General features: G+C 38.7%; 23 protein-coding genes. 10 read left to right on the forward strand and 13 right to left on the reverse strand.

Features of this window, described 5'->3' with window-relative positions:
- Positions 1 to 24: 24 nt before the first annotated feature.
- The 3 genes from FJR11_RS12550 to purS all read right to left on the reverse strand — a co-directional run bounded on the left by FJR11_RS12550 (position 25) and on the right by purS (position 4,222).
- Entirely contained in the window at positions 25 to 3,039 is a 3,015-nt protein-coding gene (locus FJR11_RS12550) for a hypothetical protein (protein WP_168504065.1), read from the reverse strand.
- Positions 3,040 to 3,159: 120 nt separating this feature from the next.
- Entirely contained in the window at positions 3,160 to 3,831 is a 672-nt protein-coding gene (purQ, locus tag FJR11_RS12555; RefSeq protein WP_168504067.1) for a phosphoribosylformylglycinamidine synthase subunit PurQ, read from the reverse strand.
- A gap of 112 nt (positions 3,832 to 3,943) precedes the next feature.
- The gene (purS, locus tag FJR11_RS12560; RefSeq protein WP_168504069.1) at positions 3,944 to 4,222 is read right to left on the reverse strand and encodes a phosphoribosylformylglycinamidine synthase subunit PurS; all 279 of its coding nucleotides are present in this window, start codon (positions 4,220 to 4,222) and stop codon (positions 3,944 to 3,946) included.
- Between the two features lie 135 nt (positions 4,223 to 4,357).
- Between purS and FJR11_RS12565 the strand changes: the two genes are divergently transcribed.
- Positions 4,358 to 4,744 (forward strand): Fur family transcriptional regulator, encoded by a 387-nt coding sequence (locus tag FJR11_RS12565; protein WP_168504071.1) that lies wholly within the window; start codon positions 4,358 to 4,360, stop codon positions 4,742 to 4,744.
- A gap of 33 nt (positions 4,745 to 4,777) precedes the next feature.
- On the opposite strand, the gene FJR11_RS12570 is transcribed toward FJR11_RS12565, so the two are convergent.
- Complete coding sequence (locus FJR11_RS12570; protein WP_168504073.1) at positions 4,778 to 5,755, reverse strand: SPFH domain-containing protein; 978 nt, start codon at positions 5,753 to 5,755, stop codon at positions 4,778 to 4,780.
- A gap of 40 nt (positions 5,756 to 5,795) precedes the next feature.
- Entirely contained in the window at positions 5,796 to 6,227 is a 432-nt protein-coding gene (locus FJR11_RS12575; protein ID WP_168504075.1) for an NfeD family protein, read from the reverse strand.
- Positions 6,228 to 6,448: 221 nt separating this feature from the next.
- Here FJR11_RS12575 and FJR11_RS12580 point away from each other — a divergent pair, with 221 nt between their 5' ends.
- Both FJR11_RS12580 and FJR11_RS12585 read left to right on the forward strand, forming a co-directional pair.
- Entirely contained in the window at positions 6,449 to 8,380 is a 1,932-nt protein-coding gene (locus FJR11_RS12580; protein ID WP_168504077.1) for a protein phosphatase 2C domain-containing protein, read from the forward strand.
- A 129-nt stretch (positions 8,381 to 8,509) separates the two neighbouring features.
- Positions 8,510 to 8,731 (forward strand): ferredoxin-thioredoxin reductase variable chain, encoded by a 222-nt coding sequence (locus FJR11_RS12585; RefSeq protein WP_168504079.1) that lies wholly within the window; start codon positions 8,510 to 8,512, stop codon positions 8,729 to 8,731.
- 8 nt (positions 8,732 to 8,739) lie between these two features.
- Here FJR11_RS12585 and FJR11_RS12590 read toward each other — a convergent pair whose 3' ends face one another.
- The 6 genes from FJR11_RS12590 to FJR11_RS12615 form a co-directional block, all read right to left on the reverse strand.
- Positions 8,740 to 8,961, reverse strand: coding sequence for a hypothetical protein (locus FJR11_RS12590; RefSeq protein ID WP_168504081.1), 222 nt, complete (start codon positions 8,959 to 8,961; stop codon positions 8,740 to 8,742).
- Positions 8,962 to 9,011: 50 nt separating this feature from the next.
- The gene (locus FJR11_RS12595) at positions 9,012 to 9,803 is read right to left on the reverse strand and encodes a YdcF family protein (protein WP_168504083.1); all 792 of its coding nucleotides are present in this window, start codon (positions 9,801 to 9,803) and stop codon (positions 9,012 to 9,014) included.
- Positions 9,804 to 10,029: 226 nt separating this feature from the next.
- On the reverse strand, positions 10,030 to 10,539 hold the full coding sequence (locus tag FJR11_RS12600) for a hypothetical protein (protein WP_168504085.1): 510 nt from the start codon (positions 10,537 to 10,539) through the stop codon (positions 10,030 to 10,032).
- A gap of 150 nt (positions 10,540 to 10,689) precedes the next feature.
- Positions 10,690 to 12,228, reverse strand: a complete 1,539-nt coding sequence (locus FJR11_RS12605) for an AAA family ATPase (RefSeq protein ID WP_168504087.1) — start codon at positions 12,226 to 12,228, stop codon at positions 10,690 to 10,692.
- A gap of 237 nt (positions 12,229 to 12,465) precedes the next feature.
- Positions 12,466 to 12,765: a 50S ribosomal protein L25 gene (rplY, locus tag FJR11_RS12610; protein ID WP_168504089.1), complete on the reverse strand. Its 300-nt coding sequence runs from the start codon at positions 12,763 to 12,765 to the stop codon at positions 12,466 to 12,468.
- Positions 12,766 to 12,834: 69 nt separating this feature from the next.
- Positions 12,835 to 14,163, reverse strand: a complete 1,329-nt coding sequence (locus FJR11_RS12615) for an adenylosuccinate synthase (RefSeq protein WP_168504091.1) — start codon at positions 14,161 to 14,163, stop codon at positions 12,835 to 12,837.
- A gap of 383 nt (positions 14,164 to 14,546) precedes the next feature.
- On the opposite strand from FJR11_RS12615, the gene FJR11_RS12620 reads away from it, so the two are divergent.
- The gene (locus FJR11_RS12620; protein WP_168504093.1) at positions 14,547 to 15,641 is read left to right on the forward strand and encodes a phosphotransacetylase family protein; all 1,095 of its coding nucleotides are present in this window, start codon (positions 14,547 to 14,549) and stop codon (positions 15,639 to 15,641) included.
- Between the two features lie 50 nt (positions 15,642 to 15,691).
- Here FJR11_RS12620 and FJR11_RS23890 read toward each other — a convergent pair whose 3' ends face one another.
- Positions 15,692 to 16,765, reverse strand: coding sequence for a Ycf66 family protein (locus tag FJR11_RS23890; RefSeq protein ID WP_168504095.1), 1,074 nt, complete (start codon positions 16,763 to 16,765; stop codon positions 15,692 to 15,694).
- Positions 16,766 to 17,080: 315 nt separating this feature from the next.
- On the opposite strand from FJR11_RS23890, the gene gndA reads away from it, so the two are divergent.
- From gndA to FJR11_RS12645, 4 genes are all read left to right on the forward strand, one after another.
- Positions 17,081 to 18,511, forward strand: a complete 1,431-nt coding sequence (gndA, locus tag FJR11_RS12630; protein WP_168504097.1) for an NADP-dependent phosphogluconate dehydrogenase — start codon at positions 17,081 to 17,083, stop codon at positions 18,509 to 18,511.
- 276 nt (positions 18,512 to 18,787) lie between these two features.
- Positions 18,788 to 18,970 (forward strand): pyridoxine 5'-phosphate synthase, encoded by a 183-nt coding sequence (locus FJR11_RS12635; RefSeq protein WP_168504099.1) that lies wholly within the window; start codon positions 18,788 to 18,790, stop codon positions 18,968 to 18,970.
- Positions 18,971 to 19,014: 44 nt separating this feature from the next.
- The gene (locus tag FJR11_RS12640; RefSeq protein WP_039203610.1) at positions 19,015 to 19,257 is read left to right on the forward strand and encodes a hypothetical protein; all 243 of its coding nucleotides are present in this window, start codon (positions 19,015 to 19,017) and stop codon (positions 19,255 to 19,257) included.
- Between the two features lie 123 nt (positions 19,258 to 19,380).
- Positions 19,381 to 19,938 (forward strand): Uma2 family endonuclease, encoded by a 558-nt coding sequence (locus FJR11_RS12645; protein WP_168504101.1) that lies wholly within the window; start codon positions 19,381 to 19,383, stop codon positions 19,936 to 19,938.
- Positions 19,939 to 20,106: 168 nt separating this feature from the next.
- On the opposite strand, the gene FJR11_RS12650 is transcribed toward FJR11_RS12645, so the two are convergent.
- Complete coding sequence (locus tag FJR11_RS12650; protein WP_168504103.1) at positions 20,107 to 22,368, reverse strand: amylo-alpha-1,6-glucosidase; 2,262 nt, start codon at positions 22,366 to 22,368, stop codon at positions 20,107 to 20,109.
- A 349-nt stretch (positions 22,369 to 22,717) separates the two neighbouring features.
- Here FJR11_RS12650 and FJR11_RS12655 point away from each other — a divergent pair, with 349 nt between their 5' ends.
- Together FJR11_RS12655 and FJR11_RS12660 are read left to right on the forward strand one after the other, a co-directional pair.
- Positions 22,718 to 23,476, forward strand: a complete 759-nt coding sequence (locus FJR11_RS12655) for an ATP-binding cassette domain-containing protein (protein WP_168504105.1) — start codon at positions 22,718 to 22,720, stop codon at positions 23,474 to 23,476.
- Positions 23,477 to 23,508: 32 nt separating this feature from the next.
- Positions 23,509 to 25,038 carry a glycine betaine ABC transporter substrate-binding protein gene (locus tag FJR11_RS12660; RefSeq protein WP_168504107.1) on the forward strand — a complete coding sequence of 510 codons (1,530 nt, stop codon included), beginning with the start codon at positions 23,509 to 23,511 and terminating at the stop codon, positions 25,036 to 25,038.
- Positions 25,039 to 25,086: the final 48 nt, after the last annotated feature.

Below are 25,086 nucleotides of genomic sequence, written 5' to 3' on the forward strand. Positions count from 1 at the left end.
GAGGACTGAAGTCCTCACTACGGACTATTCTGGTTTTGCGAGTATTTCTTTGATATAAGTTAAAAATGCTAAGGAGTTAAAATCAGCTTTGACTCTGCTATGTTTGAATAACGCAAGTTGACTAACTGATTCATCTCCAATTAGATTTTGATATGGATCTAATTTAAGTTGAATGTCTCTCGATTTTTCATAGCGAGAAAAATGAAATAAGGTTAAACATTGAAGAATTTCATTTTTTAAATCACTTTGATTAGAAATTAGTCCTTTTCTGATATCTTCGTCATCTAAAATACCATCGTAAATGTTTAATAGTGTTGCGTAAGACATGACTCCGTTATAATTATTCTCTTTGGAAAGTGCGATTCCATTAAATAAGTTGAAAAAGACTACAGATTGTTTATTAGGATCTTCCGCTAATTCAGTCAGTTCAATGGTATCTTGAATATATAATGATGTTGATGTAAATGATGTGAGTTTAACTGCGTAGTATTTCTCAAAGAACATGGGATAAATTTTGATGTCATGTCTTTCTTTTTTCAATGCGGTAATTACGCTTTTCGACATAAAAAATAGTTCATCATCTTTTGCTGTTTGGGTAATATGTAATGTGCTGCTGTAGGGAACTTTTGCTATATAAATAAAGTGTCTATATCCTTGCTTGTATAATTTGTCTACGTTATCAACTACCACTGTGGGGTATTCAAACATCTCCTCATGATCATTATAGTTTTCTGAGAAAGTTTTAAAAAGCTGAAATCTCACACTTTGCGATTCTATCTGTAAAGTCACAATTTCCCCCATGAGGTTAGATTTTTTGACTTTTGTTCCCCATTTGCTATCACTTTCTCGACTGGAAACTACGATAATTGCAAGTTTATCAAGTTCCTGAAATTTAAATTTATCAGGTTTTAGTAACTTGAATTTTTTGGGAACAACTGAATATAAGGAACTGAGAACATTAGGAATTTTAAATTTAGCTTTTTTTGCAAAGTCGCTAATAACTATTCCCTGTTCATTACTACGATATCCGTCATTAAATAAGTGAGATAATACCGCAGTTAGCGAAACTATAAACTTTTCTATTGGTGCGTTATCGGTTTTCTCTTTCAGATGTACTCTCAAAATAGGAATAAATAATTTTGTCTGTTTCTCGAATAAGACGTACAAACAAATATACGCAAGTAAGCTATAGGTAATTTTGTAAATCAGTTCTTGATGTGTTTCTAGTTTTTGAGTTTCTAACCGATAGGGAAAAATTATCAAGTTACGATTTTGTAAATTTGTGCTATAAAATTCACTGCATTTTTTATCTTCCATTGGTAAAAATACCACGGGTAAAACTCCAATACCATTGGGAATATCATATTCCATGCTAAAGGTTTCTTTATCTTCAGTCTCTAAAAAATGAATTTCGCTGATTTTCATATTTGCTTTGAGACTGACAAGGTAGTTTGTCTGTGCGTTTGCGTTTCCCAAATTGATATATTTTAAACAATCTTTGAAATTTTCTCGCAAAACTGATTTAAATAATGTGTCTCTATCGTTAATAGTATTCATATCGGTTTCTAAAATACTATTCTTGACGGAGATATGTAGAGGATATTCTCTACTAGGAAATGGTGTTTCTCTTTTAATGAGGTTTGTTAAAACTTTTTTAAGTACATCTATTTTTTGTTGAACATTATATAATGTAAAACCTTTTAATAAATTTCTAAATAATTTTTTCTTAGCTTCATCATCATTACCTTTCAATATTGGTAATACGCTTTCTTTGAATTTATGAATAGGTTCATATCCTAACTCATCTTGAATATTGTAATTTTCTGCTTGAGGATTTTGATTAGATGCGAATAGAAAATAATACAAAAATGCGAGTTTAAGAACTTTATTCACAAAGGTAAATTTTCTTGATTCATCTGCAATTTCTGTTTGATGTTCTTTGCTATCTGGATTCAACAGATTGAGATTATAATCAAAAACACTTTTACCTCCATCATTTTGCACTTTTCCATCAAACTTTAACTTTAAACCAAATATAAATTCTATTTTTTCTCGATTTTGATCTTCTGTTTCTCCTAAATAACCTTCAATGATGGGAATAATCGGTAACATATCATAAGCTTCACTGCGAGAAAACATGGTTTGGTAATTAACTTGTATTCCCCCATAATTAACTATATATTCACCATCTGCTTGATTGGTATCATTGATATAATCATCTAATATTTTCAATCTTCTGATTAAATCTTCTAAATATATCTTACCTTTAGAGTTATCATCACTGGCTTTTTCATCAATGTTTTCTGAGAGAAATTCTAAATATTTAATTTTTGCGAGTTTTTTCAGTTTCCCTAATGTTTCTTGGTTAACTAGGTTTTGTAACCGATAAATATCAGAGTTGGGATTTTCTGTTAAATTATCTAAAATATCTTCTAAATCTTCTATATCTCTAGAGTTAGTAAATTTTGTATCAATAAAATTATTAATTCCTGTTAATAATACAGCAGGAAAATCACGGGGTTTCTCTACGGAGATTTTAACTTTATGGGCTTTTAGTAGTTGTTTTTGTTTGCTATCGCTTTTTTTAACAGTTAACCGTTGCTTTTGTAGTTTTTGATATTCTGGAAAGTTATAACTAAAGTCTAATTTAGATGGTTGGTTGGAAATTTTTAATGTCTGTAAATCGGTAATTAGTTGTTGAATAAATTGAAATCTATCTATTGATTGATTTTGAGAAATAGCCGCTGTTAAATATCCCTGAATACAAGCACTAATTTCTTTAATTTGTTTAACAAATGTCTCTTGAGAACCGGAACTAAAATTTAGAGTAGCAGCACGTACTGATCTCTCATTTCCTAAAGGATTATATGGTTGTAAATTAATAACTTCATTAACTACTTGATTAACATTAACCAATACCCGTTGATTGTCTTTAGAGATGGTAAATAGTTGCTTTTGCTTTAAGACTTGTAAGACTTTATTTAATAAATCAGTATAATCCACATTGGCTAAGTCTGGATTTATTGTTATTTTGTTCATTTGCACCCTTAATAGTTGTCTCTAAAATTACTTACTATGAATAATAAGGCTTTGCGTCTTGACAAGTCAAGATAAAATAATAATAAAAATACCCGACCTCTCGAAGAAGTCGGGAATCTATTACACCAAAGCTGCTACCTTCCCCAGCAACCCCTCAAACAAGCGCAAACCGTCGCTATTACCTAACGCGGAATCTGCTGCTCTTTCTGGATGTGGCATCATCCCCAAAACATTACCTTGAAGATTGCAAATCCCCGCAATGTTGTTGAGTGAACCGTTGGGATTTTCTTGATAACGAAATAAAACTTGTCCGTTGGCTTCGATTTCTGCTAAAGTGGATTCGTCACTGTAGAATCGCCCCTCTCCGTGAGCAATGGGTAAAGTGATGATTTCCCCTTCAGCATAACCATGAGTCCAAGGTAAATTATTACGCTCAACTTTCAAGGGAGAGCGATCGCAAATAAAGTGCAAATCTTGATTTCTAGCCAATGCCCCAGGTAATAAACCAGCTTCAGTTAATACCTGAAACCCGTTGCAAATACCGATGACAAATTTACCTTGTTGTGCATGGTTAATGACTTGCTGCATCACAGGAGAGAAGCGAGCGATCGCTCCACAACGCAAATAATCCCCGTAACTAAAGCCACCAGGGACAATCACCACATCTATATCACTAATATCCGTCTCTTGATGCCAAATCATGCGCGTTGGTTGTCCTAGCAAGTCCCTAGTCACATAGGCAACATCACGATCACAATTAGAACCTGGAAAAACTAAAATACCAAATTTCATTGTTTGTCAGTTGTCAGTTGTCGGTTGTCGGTTGTGGAAGAACAGGGAGTAGGCAAAAGGCAAGAGTTTTCCCTCTTACCAATTACCAATCACCAATTACCAATTACCAATTTCAAAATACGCCAGTTTGTGATTCTACCTCAATCAAATCAAAGCGATAATTTTCAATTACCGGATTTGATAACATTTGGTCACAGATTTGATTTAAATCTCGACGCGCTTTCATCTCATCAGGTGCGACAATAGTTAACTCAATGTACTTACCAATTCTCACCTGTTCCACGTTGTCGTATCCCATTTGTTTGAGGCCAGATTGTACAGCCACACCAGCAGGATCTAAAACTGAAGTCCGAAGTGTCACGAAAATTTTAGCTAAATATTTTATTTGCACAGGCTTTTTGCTGAATGCTGCGATCGCTATACTATAACTTTATGTTCCAACTGAGTGAAAATATAATTAGGATTTAGCAATGTAGGAGTAATTCATGAATTACCCCTACCATAGATACAAATTTAACAAATATTTATGAGAGCCATACACACCCGTAGTCAAGAACGGATTTTAAACCTGTTACAAAATCTTAAACAAGGTATTTCTGCCCAAGATATTTACGTAGAATTACGTAATCTCAAACAAAGCATGGGTTTAGCAACAGTTTACCGTTCCTTGGATGCTCTCAAATTAGAAGGCTTAGTGCAGGTAAGAACTTTGGCCAATGGAGAAGCCCTGTATAGCTTAATACAGCAGGACAAACATCATCTAACTTGCCTACAATGCGGTATTTCCATTCCTATTCATCAATGTCCTGTCCATGAACTCGAAAACCAATTACAAACCAGCCATCAATTTAAAGTTTTTTATCACACCTTAGAGTTTTTTGGACTATGTACAAAATGTCAAGTTAAGGCTTGAGGTAGAAAGTAGGAATAAGGAAGAAGAAACTATTTAATTTTTGGGAAATAGAGGCTTGGGATCAGGAGCATGATCTGAAACAATAGAACGAATACCTTCTAAAGTAGCGGGAATATTCCGGGGGTCCATGAACATGACCTTGCTGCTATCGCTTTTACCAATAGTAGTCCCCATATCCAGATAACTCAAAGCCAACAGCACTTCCACAGCTTTTTGAGCATCAGGGTTAGCTTTGATTTTTTGGGCAATAATTTCTGCTGATTCAGCGATCGCTTGCGCCTTTAAAACCTGTTGTTGGCGTTCTGCTTGCGCCCTAAGCACGATTGATTTTTGTTCAGCTTCTGCCTGCATAATTACCGATTTTTGTCGGGCTTCTGCGTCCAAAATTTGGGCATCTGCCTTACCCCTAGCACTATTCACAGCCGATTCTCTATCGCCTTCCGAAGTTAAAATAGATGCGCGTTTGCGTCGTTCCGCTGACATTTGCAATTCCATTGACTCCCGCACCGCTTGAGAAGGAATAATATCTCTTAACTCAACCCTCGTTACCTTTACACCCCAAGGATCAGTAGAAACATCCAATTCCTGTAATAACAATTCATTAATTTGAGTTCGGGCAGTAAAAGTTTGATCTAACTCCAATTGTCCCATTTCCGAGCGAATTTGAGTCAACACCAAATTCACCATAGCTGATTGCAGATTCTCCACCTTATAGCGGGCTTTTTCCATATCTACAATCCGCCAGTAAACCACAGCATCTACCTCAATGCCGACATTATCGCGGGTGATACACTTTTGAGGAGGAATATCCAAAACCTTTTCCCGAATAGTTTCTTCATAGATAACTTTATCAACAAAGGGAATCACAAAATTTAGCCCTGGCTGCATTTTCTTGTTATAACTACCCAGCCTTTCCACCAAAGCTTCATTTCCCTGATTGACAACACGCACAGATCCAGCAACAGCAGAGCCACCAAGTGCTAAAACGATGAGTAAAAAAAACTGTTCCATAATAATTTTCTCCTTATTTGCAGATATTCACCAATAACAACTAACTCAAAAAATGATCTGGCATGACAATTAAAGTTGTTCCCTCCCTTCGCACCACATAAACAATTTGCTGAGGTGGTAAAGTGATTTTGTCATCATCACATTTTGCTCGCCAAGAGTTACCCTCGTATAGTACCCTGCCCACGTGACCTGGTAAAATTTCCGTTAAAGTTTCCCCGATGACTGCATCTTGAATTTTTGATTTCCGTCGTCGTGGTTGCAAAAACCGACGGGAAAGGATAATTAGAATTGTGGATAATAACAACCAAGCTGCAACTTGTATCCACAAATTACTCAGACCCAGGTAAGATAAAAGTCCCACCATCAAAGCACTAATGCCCATCATGAAAGCAACAAAAGCCGATGGTAAAAAAAGTTCCGTTAAACACAGAACCGAACCCGCTAACAGCCAAATTAAACTAAAACTTGGCATAACGCTTTTCCCTTACAATGAATTTACTCATACCAATATTATGTGAGGCTGAACAGAATCATGAAATCCATTAATTCATCCATCCTTATTTGCGTTTATCTGCGTTTATCTGCGGTCAAATATTCTTAAAACCTTATTCCCTCCTGTTTCATTTTAATTTGGTATTTTAAATACACCAATACAGTGAATATTTACAGAAAAAACTAATCCTGATTTTAATTATGTTTTCTACCCAACGGGCAATTAATTGCCCAAATTCAGAATGTGATCAACCAATTAACTCTGTGGGTGACACTACTTGCGATCGCTGTGAAACTCCCCTAATTTACCGCTATCTCCGGGCAACTGGCAACCAAGCCGCACAAATTCCCCCAGGAACAAAGGTAGCAGACAGATATGAAGTCATCAAACCGCAAATTTGGCTAGATACCCAACCCGCACTATTACCAGATATCCCCGCAGAACTACCAAATATTGTTATTCCCTACCTGCGCTTATATTCAGAGCATTTGCATATACCCCAAGCCTATGGTTTTACATCCTTAGCTGAAGTAGAAGGTGATATTCTTTTACTAGAAAATGCCCCCATAGATGAAACAGGCTGTATTTACCCCACTATTAGCGACGCGTGGGAACAAGCATCTCCTGTCAGACAAGTTTACTGGTTATGGCAAATTCTCCAATTGTGGACACCCTTATCCGAATTGGGAGTTGCCCAAAGTTTGCTATTAGCAGATAATTTATGTGTGCAAGGTTGGTGTATTCGCTTATTAGAACTGCACCAAAATCCAGAAAACCCGACTTTACAAGATTTAGGTAATTCTTGGCAGCCTTGGGCGACAATAGCAAAAACTACAATTGCCGAGAAATTACAACTCATAGTTGACTTAATGCGTCAACCAGAAATTGATTTACAGATCATCAATACTCAACTCAATGAACTATTACTGACAACAGCCGCAGATTTACCTTTATATTTAACCATAGCCGGGGCTACAGATTCAGGCCCCGTTATTAAGCATAACGAAGATGCCTGTTATCCCAGTCATCCTAGAGACATAGATGATCAATTACAACCACGACTAGCAATTATTTGCGATGGTATTGGTGGCCATGAAGGTGGTGAAGTTGCCAGTCAATTAGCTTTGCAGTCTCTCAAATTGCAAATGCGGGCTTTATTGACAGAAATAGGACAACAAACAGAACTGTTAATCCCAGATTTGTTATATCAACAAATAGAGTCTTGTTTGCGAGTTGTGAATAATGTTGTTTGGTCACGCAATGATGAGCAAAAACGTCAGGGAAAGGAACGCATGGCCACAACCTTAGTCATGTCATTGCAGATACCCCAAAGAGGAGAAGAGTTAGAAAATTCTCACGAACTTTATTTAGCCCATGTTGGGGATAGTCGCGCTTATTGGATCACCCAGAATTATTGTCAACTCCTGACGGTAGATGATGATATGGTAAAACGGGAAGTAGGCTTAGGAAAAAGCTTATATCGTCAAGCATTGCAAATCCCGGAAGCTAAAGCCCTCACTCAAGCATTAGGCACAAAAGAAGCCGAATTTCTCAACTTTTCAATTCAACGATTTATAATAGAAGAAGATGGAATTTTATTGCTTTGTTCCGATGGTTTAAGCGATCGCAATTTAGTCGAACAATCTTGGCAAGATTATGCAATTCCTGTACTTACAGGTGATTTAAGAATAGAAGATGCTACTCAGGAATTAATTAAACTGGCTAATGAAAAGAACGGCCAAGATAATATATCTGTAGTGCTAACTCTTTGCCGTGTTACCCAACCATCCTCCATGGCAATTATCCCCGCACCTCCGGCGGAAATTATTCCCCCCCAACCTTTAGCTGTTCCCGATGCAGAAGCCCTAATTATAGCTACACCCATAGAAGAAACCTTAGCAGAAAGTTCTCAAGCCCTTCTAGATTTAAATCTGACGGAAGAACCCACTGCTGCACCGATAACACCATCTAGGGGTAAAGGATGGGCGCTATTTGCCGGGTTATTAGTTTTATTGCTGGGAAGTACCACTGTCGGTTTATTTGCTTGGTGGCAATTATATCCCCAATCTTTCTCACAAGTTTGTCGGCAACTTCCCCAAAAGGTCCGACAATTCTGCCCAGTCCGGGAATAATAACGCGATGTGTTGTAAAATTGGGTTTGCCATTAAATCATGCTGGATTTTGCAGTAGCCATCTATAGTTCCGTCAAAATAGCTGTGGAGATGGTTTGGGAAAAACAAAAGTTAGATACATAAGATATTATGAAAGTAGGCGATCGCGTGCGTGTTAAAGAATCAGTCGTAGTTTATCATCATCCTGAACATCGCGGTCAGGCTTTTGACATCAACGGTACAGAAGGAGAAATAGCGGCTATTGTTACCCAATGGCATGATAGACCTGTAAGTGCTAACTTTCCTTTTTTAATCCAGTTTAGTAAAAAATTTAAAGCCCATTTACGCGATTTTGAAATAGAAACCATCTAAATCACCAATTAGCGGCGACAAAACCAGGACATAATATTGAGTTCGCCGCGCATTTTTGCTAAGTCTCGACGGTTTTGGGCTGCGGTTGTGTAATACCACTCACAGTGCTGTTTAAACTCTGAACGGGCGTTAACTTCCTGGTAAAATTTCTGGGCTGTTTGATGAACACCAAAAACTTCTTCGACTTCGGGCTGAGGGACTGGGACAATATATGGTAGTTCTTGACTCATTGGTAATTAATCAATGCTAGGAGTTTCCAGGAATTTTGAATTTTGAATTGTTAAATCCATCCGCGTAACCAATAAATAAAAGTACCCAGATATTCTTTTAAAGCACCTGTGAATTGGTGTAAGTTATCAGTATCAGGTAGTAAGTTGAGAATAGCGGCTTTAGGACTGCTGACAAGTTCTTCAAGTTCACCTTGACTAACGAGAAAATCAGTGGGTGTGGGAATAACATCAATACCTTGACGGTGAAAAATTTTCAAGGATCGCGGTGTGTGCATTGCCGAAGTTATTAATAATACTTTTTTAATCTGACGTTCTGCCAAAATTTTGCTGACATTAACAGCATTATCATGGGTATTGAAAGAATTAGGTTCTTGGATAATTGCTGCTGATGGAACACCAATAGATGTGAGGATAGTTGCCATATCTGCTGACTCAGGTGAACCACTACCGCGCCAATCAATCCGGCCACCACTCAGGATAATTATAGGGGCTTTTTTCTGAAAATAGAGTTGAGCGGCATAAATTACGCGATCGCCTGCTTCACTTAAATCCACAGTTGGACGTGGCCAAATTCCTGATTTAGTTGCCCCACCTAAGACAACTATAGCTTCTGCATTGGGGATTTGGGCAGTAGGAATATTTTGCCATTCTAGGCTACGGATCATGTATTTTGCCACCCAAGCATTACTAGAAAGCAGTAATACAGCTAACGATAGAGAAATAGCTATAGTCGCAATGCGGGGACGTTTGGGCAAAGTCACTAAAGCCACTATTAAACTCACACTTGCCAATCCTAAAGGGTAAAAAAATAGTGGTAGTAATTTAGATAGATATAAGAACATAAGTAGGGCTTGCTTAATAAAGCTAAAACTTAGATATATCAAGAGTTTGAAGGTGAAAAAGGTGCAAGGAATAAGGATTGAAATTAGCAAAAACCTATCACTTGACCAGATTCAAGACTATTCTTCTCTTCTTCTAATTCTTCCTCCTGACTCCTGACTCCTTACTCCTAGCCTTCACAGATAACTTTTATGGCTTACGCCACGCTTCGCTATCAGCAAACCCTAATTACTTTTGCCAAAAGCGAAAATTGAAAGTTGAAGAACCGCGACGAAAACGCCTAGCCGGAATTCTTTTGCGTCTTTTAGCACTTCTTTCACTGGGTTGTTCTGTCTCTTCTTCTAAAACATCCTCTGATAATTGTGTTTGTGAGGTTTCCTGACTTCGCCACCAAGAAATAATCCAGCCACCACCAATCCCCGCAATCCCACCAAACAAAATACTTGTGGGTGCTGAATAACCTAAAAAAAGACAACCTAACATAAATACCAACCAGTATTTCAATCCAGCATCAATGCCATCATTGGAGGTTAGTATGGTAGATTCGGGGTGATTGTCATTGGCAGTTGTAATCACCCCCACTGTGACACCACCCATCACACCCAGAAACAAACTGAGAGGAAATGAAGCCCCAGCAATTCTGGAGATAATGAATATAAATAGCCCAAATAGTAGTTGAGAAAAGAAGTTAGGTGAAGAAGAAAAAATATCGCCTAGGAGATTATTTTTGGGTGCCATAATATTGGGAGTCAGGAGTCAGGAGTCAGGAGTCAGGAGTCAGGAAGAAGAAAGAAAAAGGAATGATTAAACAAGCTGGTTAGAAATTTTTAATTTTAATGGTGTAGGGGTTTAGCGCATTGCGCTTTACCCTGACTTACTAGACAAAAATTAAATTAATCCTGGTAATTGTGTATCTAGCGGCTGAGTTGTATCTACAACCGTTATATAAGATTGTTCTTGATCTGTAAATGGTTCAGATTGCTTGATTTGCGATGCTAATAAATCAGCAGTCGCATCAGCAATATCACCAGTGCGGTTCAGCAGGCGCTCTTTTAAAACTTCTAGGGGTGCGGTGCAATTGATAATATGTATCGGTAATTGATGCTGTGTAGCTTGAGAAATAGCTTCTGCCCGTAAATCCTGACGATCATATTTAGCATCTAAAATCACAGACCAACCTTGATTAGCCAGTATAATTCCTAATGCTAACAATCGGCTATAGGTTTTTTGCGTCATTTCCGGTGTATAGATTTCATCCCCACCTCTTTCTAATAGGGGAATTCCCGCTAAATGCTTACGCACAGCATCGGAACGCAGATGGACTGCGTTGAGTTTCCGCGCTAAATGTTTCGCTGTGGTACTTTTACCTGCACCAGACAATCCCGACATCACAATCAGTTTTCCCTGTTGAGGTTTAGTATATTCCCACGCTTGACGATAATATGCGGAAGCTGTTTTTGCTGCCTCTTCTTTCACCGCAGCCGGGATATTAGGATCATCTAATAAAAAGGAATTCACCTTCGCCCGTACATAAGCTTGACGACTTAAATATAAAGGTAATACCTGTAAACCTTCCCAATCTCCAGTTTGTTCCACGTAGGCATTTAAAAAGGCATTTCCTAAATCTTTCCGTCCTCTGGCTTCAATATCCATGACTGTAAAAGCCACATCATACATAACATCAACGAAGCGAAAAGGCTCATTGAATTCTATGCAATCAAATAGCATAATTTTGTCATGCCAAAGAGCAATATTTCTTAGGTGTAAATCACCGTGACATTCACAAATATAGTTATGGTCAATTCTGCTTTTAAATAATTCTGGATGTTGGACAAAGAAATTATCTGTATATTGTTTTGTTTCCTCAAACTGGTCTTTTGTTTGGGGGCCACCAATATAGTTTTGAGCTTGCTGATAATTCTCATCAATTGCTAACCGCACTTGGGAGACTTCCCCAAAACTGCGAATATAATCATTTGTTACTGCTTCAGCATGGTATTGAGCTACAACTCGTCCCAATTCTTCTAAGTGACTTTCCTGTAAATTTCCACTGGCAAAAAGTTCACTAAACAGGGATGATTGGGGAAATTGACGCATCTTGACTGTATATTCTACAGCTTCACCTGTTCCCCCTAAATGGTATTTTTCACCTACTAAAGTTAAAGGTAAAACTTCCAAATATAATTCACCTGCACCTCGTTGATTTAAGCGCAATTCTTCTTCACAAAAATGTTGTCGTTTTTCTAAGGTGGAAAAGTCTAAAAAACCAAAGTTGGCTGGTTTTTTGAGCTTGTAAGCATAATCCCCTGTGAGGAGGACATAAGAAATATGAGTTTGAATTAATTGAATTGGTTCTGTTACGGGATGAGGATAAAATCCTGGCTGTAACATTTGTTGGATGAAGCTGGGAAGATTTGTTTCTGTCATTTTTATTGGTGATTGGTAATTGGTAATGGGGAAATTTCTGAACTGTTTCCTGTTCTCCGTTCCCTACTATAGATAATTTTTCCACAAAAAAACCAGGGCTAACCCTGGTTCTCTTCGTTATTACAGCAGGTTGCGTAGTTAGGAGGTACAAAATCTAAATCGAAACCTACAAACCAAGCCAGTTTTACTCCTGACTCCTGACTCCTGACTCCTGACTCCTGCTGTATTACCTGAATTTTAGCCTTTAGCACCAGCAAAAAAACTTAGGTGATAAGGTGTGCCTTTGGCTGGGTGAATCTGAATTTCGCGGATTACGGTTGTACCAGTCCACTCTAATTCAGGAATACTGAGTTCTATTTCGGTTTTGTTAGCAGTAACTTGTCTGAGCAAACGTTCTACAACTTTAGCGTCAAGAACTAGAGAAATTGATTCAATTCCTTTATGACCATATAAGTTGGCGGGAATTAAGCCAGAACGGCGTAAAGCTCTGGGTTTGCTACCTTCGGGACGGGTTTTAGATTCGAGTGCGATTGCCATATAAGTTGTCAGTTGTTAGTTGTTAATTGTTAGTCGTCAGTTATTTTGCCACTGACCAATGACCAATGACTAAACTGGTGTACCATTGGGATGCAACAGTGCGCGTTTGGGACCGTGAATAGGGTCTTCTACAATGATGGTTTGATCACGACTTGCTCCCAAAGAAACAATTGCTACCGGAACTTCCATCAATTCTGCTAAGAATTTGAGATAGTCCAGTGCTTGCTTTGGTAACTCTTCCAGGGTACGACAGTGACTTGTTGGTACTTGCCATCCTGGTACGGTTTTGTAGATAGGACGACAACGGGCGAATTGACGGGCGCTAGTGGGGAAGTGTTCGCAACGTTCACCATCAATTTCATAAGCTACGCAAACATTGATTTCCTCAAGTTCATCGAGAACATCAAGTTTGGTAATAGCAATACAATCCATGCCATTAATGCGAACTGCATAACGACCAATGACCGCATCAAACCAACCACAGCGACGTTTTCGCCCTGTGGTTGTGCCAAATTCTGCACCGCGATCGCCTAACAAGTCGCCAATTTTACTATTTAGCTCCGTGGGAAATGGACCTTCACCGACTCTTGTAGTGTAGGCTTTGGATACGCCAATTACCCGGTCTATCATTGTCGGGCCTAGTCCACTGCCAACGCAAGCCCCCCCAGCGACTGGGTTCGAGGACGTGACATAGGGATAAGTTCCGTGATCTAGGTCAAGCAGTGTCCCTTGTGCGCCTTCAAACAAAATATTCCGTCGTCGTAAAACTGCATCGTAAATTTTCAACGATGTATCAACGACAAAAGGACGCAAGCGTTCTGCATAACCTAAATACTCCTCAATCACCTCTTGTGCATTCAGGGGCGGTAGATTATACAGCTTTTCTAAAATGGTATTTTTATAGTTTATCGTCCACTCTAATTGCTCACGGAGTCCATCGGTGTCCATCAAGTCTAACATCCTGATGCCGATCCGCTCAGATTTATCGGCGTAGGTAGGACCAATACCTCTACCTGTCGTCCCGATTTTATGATTTCCCCGGACTTCTTCTGATGCCTTGTCAATCATGCGATGATAGGGCATGGTGACATGAGCTGTCTGCGATATCAGCAGATTAGCCGTGGAAATATTTAATTCTTCTAGTTGTTCGAGTTCTTTTATCAAAACCTGTGGATCTATGACTGTTCCACAGCCGATAATACACTCGGTTTTTGGATACAAAATACCAGAGGGGATTAAGTGCAGCTTAAACGTCTGACCTTGGACTACGATTGTATGCCCAGCGTTCACTCCCCCTTGATAACGTACTACCACGTCTGCGGAGCGGCTGAGTAAGTCAGTTATTTTACCTTTTCCTTCATCGCCCCACTGGGCACCTATGACAATGACGTTAGCCAAGAGATTATATTAAAGGGTAAAGTTTCCACAAATTACAATTATTAGCAGATTTCATATCTTTTGTCAAGAAATTGGTAATTGGTCATCATTACCAACTTTGAGAATCCTAGACAAAACCTTGGTGATGATATGGTTACAAGTGATATCTGGGTTGTGAAACATCATTGCCTTTGTCCGTCAATAAGTGCAATAGATTGGTTTTAACAGATATTTTTATCCCAATGAAAATCGCTACAATAGCTACCACAGCTAAACTTATTGACATTTTCTTGGGAATTTTTAGGCGATTAGGATTGCTATAGCTATTTACCTTCCGCCTATTGCACTAAAATTAGTAGACACCTAGCTGAGTTGTACAAACTTTTGAAATTAGGAGTGCATACGTGCCAACACTTGCTAAATATTTGCTGGTTGGATCAGTTGAAGCTTACAGTGGCAAATCTGCAACAGTTTTAGGTTTGTCTCATCAGCTAAAACAAAAAGGTTTGGATATTGCCTATGGCAAACCTTTGGGTAATTTTGTCAAGACATCAGCCGGTCCTGTAGTTGAAGAAGATGTCCAGTTCATTACTCATAACCTTAACCTGCCAGACAACCGCATTGCTCCCACCTTATTATCTTTGGATGAAGTTACTGTCCAAAAACGCTTACAGGGAGAAGATACAACTAACTATCAACAGTTATTAGTACAGAAGTATTCACAAATACCAAAGAGTAATTTGGTAATCTTAGAAGGGCCTGCTAACTTATCAGAAGGAAATTTATTTGGATTATCCTTACTGGAATTAGCAGAAAAATTAGATGCTCCTGTACTGTTAATTAGCCGTTATCAATCACTAACTTCTGTTGAAGCTTTATTATTTGCTAAACAGCAATTGGGTAAACGGTTAATGGGTGTGGTAATTAATGAAGTACCTCACGAAAAATTAGAGTTAGTTCACACACTCTTACGCCCATTCCTAGAAAAACAGGGTATTCCCGTACTAGCAACATTGCCCAAAAGTGATGTCCTCCGCAGTGTGAGTGTAGGAGAATTAGTCAAGCAGTTAAACGCTGAAGTTCTTTGTCGGAGCGATCGCCTAGATTTATTAGTCGAAAGTCTGGCCATTGGGGCGATGAACGTCAACTCCGCCGTCAAATACTTCCGCAAACGCCGAAATATGGCAGTAGTAACAGGAGGCGATCGCGTTGAAATTCAACAAGCAGCCTTAGAAACATCTACTCAATGTCTCATTCTGACTGGACAACTACCACCTCCTGCCTTTATCCTCAACCGGGCCGAAGAGTTAGAAATCCCGATTTTATCCGTGGATCTCGACACTCTCACCACAGTGGAAATCATTGATCGTACCTTTGGTCAAGTTCGTGTCCATGAACCAATTAAAATAGAGTGCATTCGCTCTCTTATGTCCGAGCATTTTGATATTGACCGTTTATTATCCCAATTGGGACTTAATCCAGCGGCAGCAATATCATAATTACCCAGATTCCTGTGATTTATTGGAATTAGCAGCGTAAATCCTCTTAATTACTCCTCAACTGGCTTATTTAAAGGTATCTGTTCTGGCACTGCTTCCTCAACTGGTTTAACTTCCTCAACAGTCATATCAGGTTTTTCGGCTGCTTCTGTGGCTAATGACTCTGATGTTACTGAATTTGGGGAAATTACTTCTGGCAAACTTGCAATTTCGCTAGTTTCTTCTACTCCAACAACTACCTCAGTTTGAGTTATCTCTACTACAGTTTCAGTTTCCGCTTCCGTAGGAGTTTCTGAAATAACCATCTCAGTTTGAGTTATCTCTACCAGAGTTTCCGCTTCCGTAGGAGTTTCTGAAATAACTATCTCAGTTTGAGTTATCTCTACCAGAGTTTCAGTTTCAGCTTCTATAGATGACTCGGAAACAATAACCTCAATTTGAGTTACCTCTACTAAAGTTTCAGTTTCCGCTGCTATTGGCGGAATTACCTGTTCTTGTTCCTCCTCACTCACAGAGGGTGGAGTTGGTGCTAGTTCCACCATTTCCAAAACAGAAGATTGAGAAACAGTCTCCTGTGACAAACCTTCCGTTTTCGTTTCAGCTTCATTTACGGAGATAATAGTTACCAAACCATCTGCTAATTCTGACGGTGGCGTTGCTTCAGTGGTAGTTGTTTGCAAAGTCTTTTCAGCAGTTGTAGTAACTGGCTTTTTATTCACAGTCTGCTGTAGCTTCGCTTTAGCACCACCAAACACACTACCAACGAAGCCGACTAATTGTCCAAATTTCTCTTTCACAGAAAACTTTGACATTTGTGATTGGAGACTAATCTTAATTAGCTCAGAACTGGGGAGAGGCGTTTGTTGTCCTTCAGGGGCAAGTTGTCGCCGTAAGGAGAGAGTTTGCCAGCCAAACCAGACCAATAGTGCCACACTAGCTATATGACCCAGTAACAGCCCTCCAGTAATCCGAGGTGCAAAAATCCAGAGTATCAAAGCGTAGAATAGCCCAACACCACTCCAGATAAAATCATTCTTGCGATGGATTTCTGGAAAAAAGAAGGCGGATAAATAAATGGCGAGACTGCCAAAACCGACTACCAACGCTATAAGATAAGCCAGCATTTTTTAATACTCCTTGTTATTTGGAAGAGAACAGGGAACAGGGAACAGGGTGGATTTTCTTCTTTCTTCTCCTGACTCCTGACTCCTGACTCCTGATTCCTGCTATATGTATTTTAATTTTGCAAATTTTGTCTCTAAATTGTGGACTTCGATACAAATTAAAATTAATTATTGATATTAGTTGTAAATTTTTGAAATTCTGGAAAAACTCTTAATATCTTCTTTAGGAGTGAAGCCAAAATCTCAGACTACCCTTAAAGAGAAAGGATCTGCAAGAGAAAGAGCCGAACCCAAACAAAAGATTTAAACTGAACTATGACACTACAAAGCTTCGGTGTGATTGGATTAGCAGTTATGGGCGAAAATATCGCTCTTAACGTAGAAAGAAATGGCTTCCCAATTGCAGTTTACAACCGCTCTCGTGAAAAAACCGATGCCTTCATGGCGCACCGCGCCCCAGGACGGAACGTAAAAGCTGCTTTTAGCCTCGAACAATTTGTCGCCTCATTGGAACGTCCCCGCAAAATTTTGGTGATGGTACAAGCTGGTAAGCCTGTTGATGCGGTAATTCAACAGCTTAAGCCTTTGCTCCAAGAAGGTGATATTATTATTGACGGTGGTAACTCTTGGTTTGAAGACACCGAAAGACGCACTCAAGAATTAGAACCCACCGGCTTACGCTATATCGGTATGGGTGTGAGTGGTGGTGAAGAAGGCGCGTTAAATGGTCCTTCTCTCATGCCCGGTGGTACAAAAAGCTCCTATGAGTACCTATCCCCCATTTTCAACAAAATCGCGGCTCAAGTTGATGATGGCCCTTGTGTAACCTACATTGGTCCTGGTGGTTCTGGACACTATGTAAAAATGGTTCACAACGGCATTGAGTATGGCGATATGCAATTAATTGCAGAAGCCTACGACTTGCTGAAAAATGTAGGTGGTTTAAGTGCAGCACAACTCCACGAAGTGTTTTCCCAATGGAATACAACTGAGGAACTCGATTCATTTTTGATTGAGATTACAGCCAATATTTTCCCCTACGTTGATCCAGAAAGCAAGATTCCTCTGGTTGATTTGATTGTTGACGCAGCCGGTCAAAAGGGAACTGGTCTTTGGACTGTAAAAACTGCCTTAGACATAGGTGTGGCAATTCCGACAATTACTGCGGCAGTAAATGCCCGGATTATGTCTTCGATTAGAGATGAACGGATTGCTGCTTCTAAACAAATCACCGGCCCTAATGCGAAGTATGGTGGCGATATTGCCGCTTTTGTGAACATGGTGCGTGATGCTCTTTATTGTTCCAAAATCTGTTCCTATGCTCAAGGTATGGCGCTGTTATCTACAGCTTCCAAAACTTACAATTGGGATTTAAATCTGGGCGAAATGGCGCGGATTTGGAAGGGTGGTTGTATTATTCGCGCTGGTTTCTTGAATAAGATTAAGAAAGCATTTGACGAAAATCCCGCTTTACCTAACTTGTTGTTAGCGCCTGAATTTAAGCAAACAATTCTGGATAGACAAGCTGCTTGGCGCGAAGTAATTGTCACCGCTGCTAAGTTGGGTATTCCTGTTCCCGCTTTCAGTGCTTCTTTAGATTACTTCGATAGTTACCGCCGCGATCGCTTGCCACAAAACTTAACTCAAGCACAACGCGACTACTTCGGCGCACACACCTACAAACGGACTGACAAAGAAGGATCTTTCCACACTGAGTGGGTTCCGATTGCTGAATCTCAGAAGTAAGACACTTCTGGTTAAGCTTTCAAGTTAATTCTTGCCATTTATTTCGGCAAAATTGCCTGTAGGGGCGGGGTTTCCCCGCCCTTAATTGTAAGATTCAGATGCTATTAAATTTAGCTCAAAAGTTATGCTACAATCGCTGAACAAATATCATGCGGGGATAGCAGGTGTCTATGCTTTCCCAAAAGCTTCGTAACAAGGGTTCTTCTGGAAGTTTTCAATGGCTGTTCAACAGTGCAAGAGTTGTCCTCGTTCTTCGTGAACATTAAGGATAGTCTTATGATTGCACCTGTTATATACGTTATTGTCGGTTCATGCGGGGTAGCGTTGCTGCGGAGGTCTGGTGACTACCCAAATGTACTGAGAGCAGTGGTGGAAGCTGAAAGAAATTCCTATCGAAGAGTCAACGCTGGGGGTTCGATTCCTCCACCCCGCACTTTCCATAACATACCTGTAGGATAGAAGATTGGGCTGACGAGAGGAAATCAAATTTAAAGGGTATAATTATGAAAAATCAAGAGTTTTTAGGTGAATTTTTATCTCTGCCTACGGAAGCGCAAAATCAAGTAGTCAGCCTGATCGCCTATTTGAAACAAAAGTACATATACACTGAATCTCTCTCTGTGTCACCGGATGTTGATTTGAACAACGATGGGTTTATCGGAATGTGGCAAGATCGTCAAGACTTAGCTAATGCTAATTGGGTACGAAATCTGCGAGAAACCGAGTGGTCAAAAACCCATGACTAATTCAACAATTATGATTAATACTAAGTTTTTAGATCAAGAAGCAATTGTAACTTTAAAAATGTAAAATATCTAATATATTCCCTAGTTTTATCCATCTCAATTAAAATCCAAATAGAGGTGACAATGGTTTTACAATTAGTCAGACACCAATTTACAGTTAAGCAATTTCACCAAATGGCTGAATCTGGTATTTTGTCAGAAAATGACCGAGTAGAATTAATTCGGGGGGAAATGATTGATATGTCACCTATAGGGACAAGACACGCAGGTTGTGTTCTATTTTTAAGTAACTTACTAATTTTGCTATTAGGAGGACGTGCGTTAATTAATGTACAGAATCCTCTAGAATTGGATGAAACTTCTGAACCCCAACCAGATATAGCATTATTAAAACCACGTCCAGATTTTTATAGAAATTCACATCCCCAACCAGAAGATATCTTTTTATTAATAGAAGTTGCTGATACAACTGTAAAATATGATCGGGAAGTAAAAATTCCTTTGTATGCAGAAGCCAATATTCCTGAAGTTTGGTTAGTAGATGTTAATCAAGAGGTTGTAGAAGTATATCGAAATCCTCTCCAGGGAATTTATCAAGATGTAGAGAAGTTAGTAAAAAATCAAGTTTTATCAATTTTAGCTTTTCCTGATGTGTGTATTAATGTGAGTGAAATATTTTAAAAATACAAATTAAAAATACAAAAATTACTAAGCTTTTTCTATCATTGCTTCTATATCTTCTTGATTGTTTTTAATCAATAAGATATATTTAACTATTAGATTTATCAAGTTATTGACTAAAATATCAAGGATTTTATCCTTGAATGGGCGGGTAAATCCCGCCTTTTTTTATGCTTCAATAACAACCCGCAAATTACCCCGTTTTTTGGCAACCCGACAAGCGGTAGTGTTACCAACGCGCTCAAATTCCAAATCTAAAATTGTTCCTCCAACCCGCAAATTGTGAAAAGATAAACGATTGATTGATTTTGGCAAAGCCGGGTCAATAATTCGCAAACAATTATTCTGTGCGTCTGGAACTAAATTCACCATCATTTGCAATAGTTGAAAAATGCTCCCAGTTGCCCAAGCTTGGGGACTACAAGCAACGGGATACTGGACAGGAGTATTATCACCGTTCATTTCATAGCCGCAAAATAGTTCAGGAGGGCGTTGATAGGACTGTTTACTGGTCATATTGAATAACCCTTGAAATAGTTCCAAAGATTGATCAATTAAACCCAGCGATCGCAATCCCATAGCAATCATAGAATTATCATGAGGCCAAACTGAGCCAATGTGATAACCCATGGGATTATACGCCGGTGACAAACTACTCAAAGTTCTAATTCCCCAACCATTAAACATATCAGGCGCTCGCAGCCTTTCCGCCACACTATAGGCTTTTGCAGAGGTAAATATTCCCAAATTTAAACAATGACCAGGATTAGAGGTAATACTATCTACTGGTTTACCCTCTCCATCTAAAGCTAAAGCACAAAAATCTTCATCTTCTAACCAAAAATCTTGGTTAAACTTAGCCCTGAGTTTTCTCGCTTCTGTTTGCCAAAGTTCCGCTAAATCTGGGCGTTGTTGGATTTTCGCAATTTCTGAGAGGCGGTTTTTCGCTGCATAAACATAAGCTTGCACCTCACACAAAGCAATTGAACCAGTAGCTAATTCCCCTTTGCGATTGACAATACAATCACCAGAATCTTTCCAACCTTGGTTAACCAAACCACCTTTAGATTTACGATGATAACTGAGATAGCCAGTTTCAAGGAGTTGTTTATCAATCCAACCCATAGCCGCTAAGGCATTTGGCCACAGTAGTTCCAAGGTTTCTTGGTCATGAGTCCAACTATAGTATTCAGCATAGAGCATTAACCATAGAGGAGTGGCATCAACAGTACCGTAGTAGGGTGTATGGGGAATTTCTTGACATCGTGCCATTTCCCCTAACCGCAGTTCGTGTAAAATCTTGCCGGGTTCTTCTTCTCGCCATTCATCTTCGATTTGACCTTGATACTCTGCTAACAGCATCAGTGTTTCTTTAGCAATTTGGGAGTTTAGCATCAAGGTTTGGGAAGCAGTAATAATGGAATCCCGGCCAAATAAAGTGGAAAACCACGGGACACCAGCGGAAACAGTTTTATGCTTGCCAAAAGACTGGAGTAACAAATATATATCCTGTTCCGCCCGCGAAATCACGCGATTGAACATACTTTTATCCGAACTAATCCGGGTAATTTGGTGTAACCAATTTTGCTCCTCCATTAATTCAGCGGCTTTTGCTTGTGATAAAGTGGCAGCAGCACTGATGGTAGAACTAGGTTGTTTATCCGTGAACATATTCAGCCGATAACCTAGCTTTTTAGTTTCGTGGGCTGCCAATTCTAGCCGCCAAACTGCTGTGTAACCGTGAAGATAATTTGGTTGTAGATGCTGAAATTGAACTAGAGACTCCATAATTGAACCATCTAAACCCTGATATGCCAGGGTGAGAGATTCTTCTTTATGGGGTTGAGGAGATGAAGATGCAACACCATCAGATGTTGGTTCAGCTAGATGTAAAACTCTGCCGCGTTTTTGTCGCTGATTACCTCTGACTTCAAATAAATCCACAAAATCAGCATCAAAACTCAGACTGAGTTCAAAACTAATGCTGGTGGTGTTGTAATTAGCAATTTCTATTTCTTCAAATAGTGCGCCATTGAGAACTATTTCCCGACGAATCCCTACGGTATCAGCCTTAAAAAGATTCTCTAAATCAGGATTAGTACATAAAACCGAGAGGGCAAATCCTTTGTCAGCGTTGCTACTCAATAATATAGGCGATCGCCCTTCGATTTGTAACTCTAAACGACTCAAAAACCGCGTATCACGGCAAAACATCCCCATGCTAGGAGTGGTACCATGAAGGTAACAACCGGAAATATTCCCTATCGTATCTGTCACTAGGAACAAATCATCATCTTTAACTGTAATGGTTGGTTGTGGTCTTTGACTGACAACACAAGGCCATTCGGAAATCTCTTTTTGATCTGCGGGAGTAAAAGTTCTGCCGTCTAGGACAATTGTTTCTGGGGTCATCAATGTATCCGGTGTCATTAGCTTGCACTTACCTATACAGGTATAAATTTGCTCAATTCAATACTGTTGAAACGGGAAAATAATTAAATCTACAACAATGAATTTCTATAAATGTATACCTTATGAATTAGAAGTCAAGGCTGAAAACTGGCTGTTTTTCAAGAGTTTATTCCTTGCTAAACATTGAGAGGTGCTAGAGGTAGAGAATACTTACTCAGACATAAAATTTTAGAAAAATAGAAAAAGGTGGATAAAAAATACCCACCCCCAGGAGCGTTATATACTGAATGCAGCAGATTACAGGTAAAAAAATCAAAATTTAATAAATTATTCATATTCGACCTTAATTTTATTTAGCTAAATCATTATGTCTACAACACCAGAAACAGCCGTTGAATTTCGTAATGTCAGTTTTGAAATTAATCACCGTCCCCTACTATCTAACTTAAATCTAAGTATTTATCAAGGGGAAGCATTAATTTTATTAGGGCGTAGTGGTAGCGGTAAAACTACAACTTTAAAATTAATTAATCATTTACTTTTACCCAGCAAAGGAGAAGTTTTAGTAAGCGATTACCCGACAACTAAATGGGATGCTATTAAACTCAGAAGAAGAATAGGTTACGTCATCCAAGATACAGGTTTATTTCCTCATTTTACCATTGCTGAAAATATCGGACTTGTACCATCTTTAGAAAAATGGCCACCACAGAAAATTCAAAATAGAGTCTATGAAATGTTAAACTTAGTAGGGTTAGAACCAGAAAAATTTGCCCAACGTTATCCCCATCAATTATCAGGAGGCCAACGTCAGCGAGTGGGAGTTGCTAGGGCTTTAGCCGCAGATCCACCTATACTATTAATGGATGAACCTTTTGGCGCACTTGATCCTATCACTCGTTTAGAATTACAACAACAATTTCGATATTTACAACAACAATTAGGAAAAACCGTGATTTTTGTCACCCACGATATTCAAGAAGCTTTCTTTTTAGCATCTAGAATTGGTTTAATGTATGAAGGCAATTTAGTTTTCCTAGGAACGAAAAGAGAATTACTTCAGTCTCAACATCCAGAAGCCCAGGCTTTTATTGCTTGTTTAAATACTACAAATAATTGGGAATAAAGTAATTAAAATAAATTAAAATTAAAAAAATTATGTTTTTATTTCAATACGCCCCAGAAATTATTCTCCGCAGTGGAGAACATTTAATATTAGTAGCTATAGCCATGGTAATAGCCATTTCTATTGGTATTCCTGTGGGCATTTTTATCACTCGTAAACCAAAATTAGCTTCTCCTATTCTCGGTTTAGCAAACGCCGTCCAAACCATCCCTAGTTTAGCTATCTTTGGTTTTTTAATTTCCGTTCCCTTTATAGGAGGAATTGGCAAAAATCCTGCCATCTTTGCCCTGACTATTTATGCCTTATTACCGATAATTCGTAATACCTATATTGGCATTAATGGCATTAATCCTGCTATTAAAGAAGCCGGAATAGGGATGGGAATGACAGATAGACAATTATTATTGCAAGTTGAAATTCCTTTGTCCTTAGGTGTAATTTTAGCTGGTGTTAGAGTCGCAACGGTTATTTCCGTAGGAATTGCTACCATTGCTGCTGCTATTGGTGCTGGTGGTTTAGGAATATTTATTTTTCGTGGCATTGCTACAGTTAATAATGAATTAATTTTAGCAGGTGCAATACCCGCAGCTTTTATTGCTTTAGGTGCAGATTTTGGCTTAGGTTTATTAGAAACAAGACTCACACAGCAAACAGAAAGAAAAGGTAAATTCCCTCGTCAAATGGGAATTGTCTTAGGAATAATTACCCTAATCATAGCTGGATTAATAACATTTAACTATCAACAAAAACCACCAACAATTATTATCGGCTCCAAAAATTTCACGGAACAAGTTATTTTAGGAGAAATACTAGCTCAACACATAGAATCTCACACTAAATTAAAAGTTGATCGCCGATTTAATCTAGGGGGAACTAACATTTGTCATGAAGCAGTTAAATCTGGAAAAATTGATGCCTATGTAGAATATACGGGAACATCATTGACTTCTATTTTGAAACATAACCCAATTAGTGATTTTCAAATCGTCTATGATAAAGTCAAACAAGAATACAACCAAAAATTTCAATTAGAAGTCATGCAGCCTTTGGGATTTAATAATACCTTTGCTATGATTATCCGAGGTGAAGATGCCGAACGTTGGCAAATTAAAACTCTTTCCCAAGTTGCTCAATATACACCTCAAATGCAAGCCGGATTTGGTTATGAATTTCTGCAACGCAAAGATGGTTATCCGGGTTTAATTAAGACTTATGGCTTGAAATTTACCAAAAGCCCCCTACAAATGGAATACGGATTGATGTATCAAGCTTTAAAAGAAAAGAAAGTAGATTTTATCGCCGGAGGCGTTACAGATGGCTTAATTTCCGCTTTCAAGCTGTTTGTTTTAGAAGATGATAAAAAATACTTTCCTCCTTATGAAGCTGTACCTATTTTTAATCAAGAAATACTGAAAAAGTATCCAGATTTACGAAAAACCATGAATCAATTGGCTGGGTTAATTTCCCCTCAAGAAATGCAAAAGATGAATTATCAAGTAGATAATCAATCTCAACCTGTGGAAAAAGTTGTGAGTGAGTGGTTAAAATCTGAAAAATTATAATTATTGTATTCTTAGCTTTTTACAACTGTTCCTTAATTTGCTTAAATA

Origin of the sequence: Anabaena sp. UHCC 0187 (genome assembly GCF_009712035.1) — a bacterium.
GTDB lineage: Bacteria > Cyanobacteriota > Cyanobacteriia > Cyanobacteriales > Nostocaceae > Dolichospermum.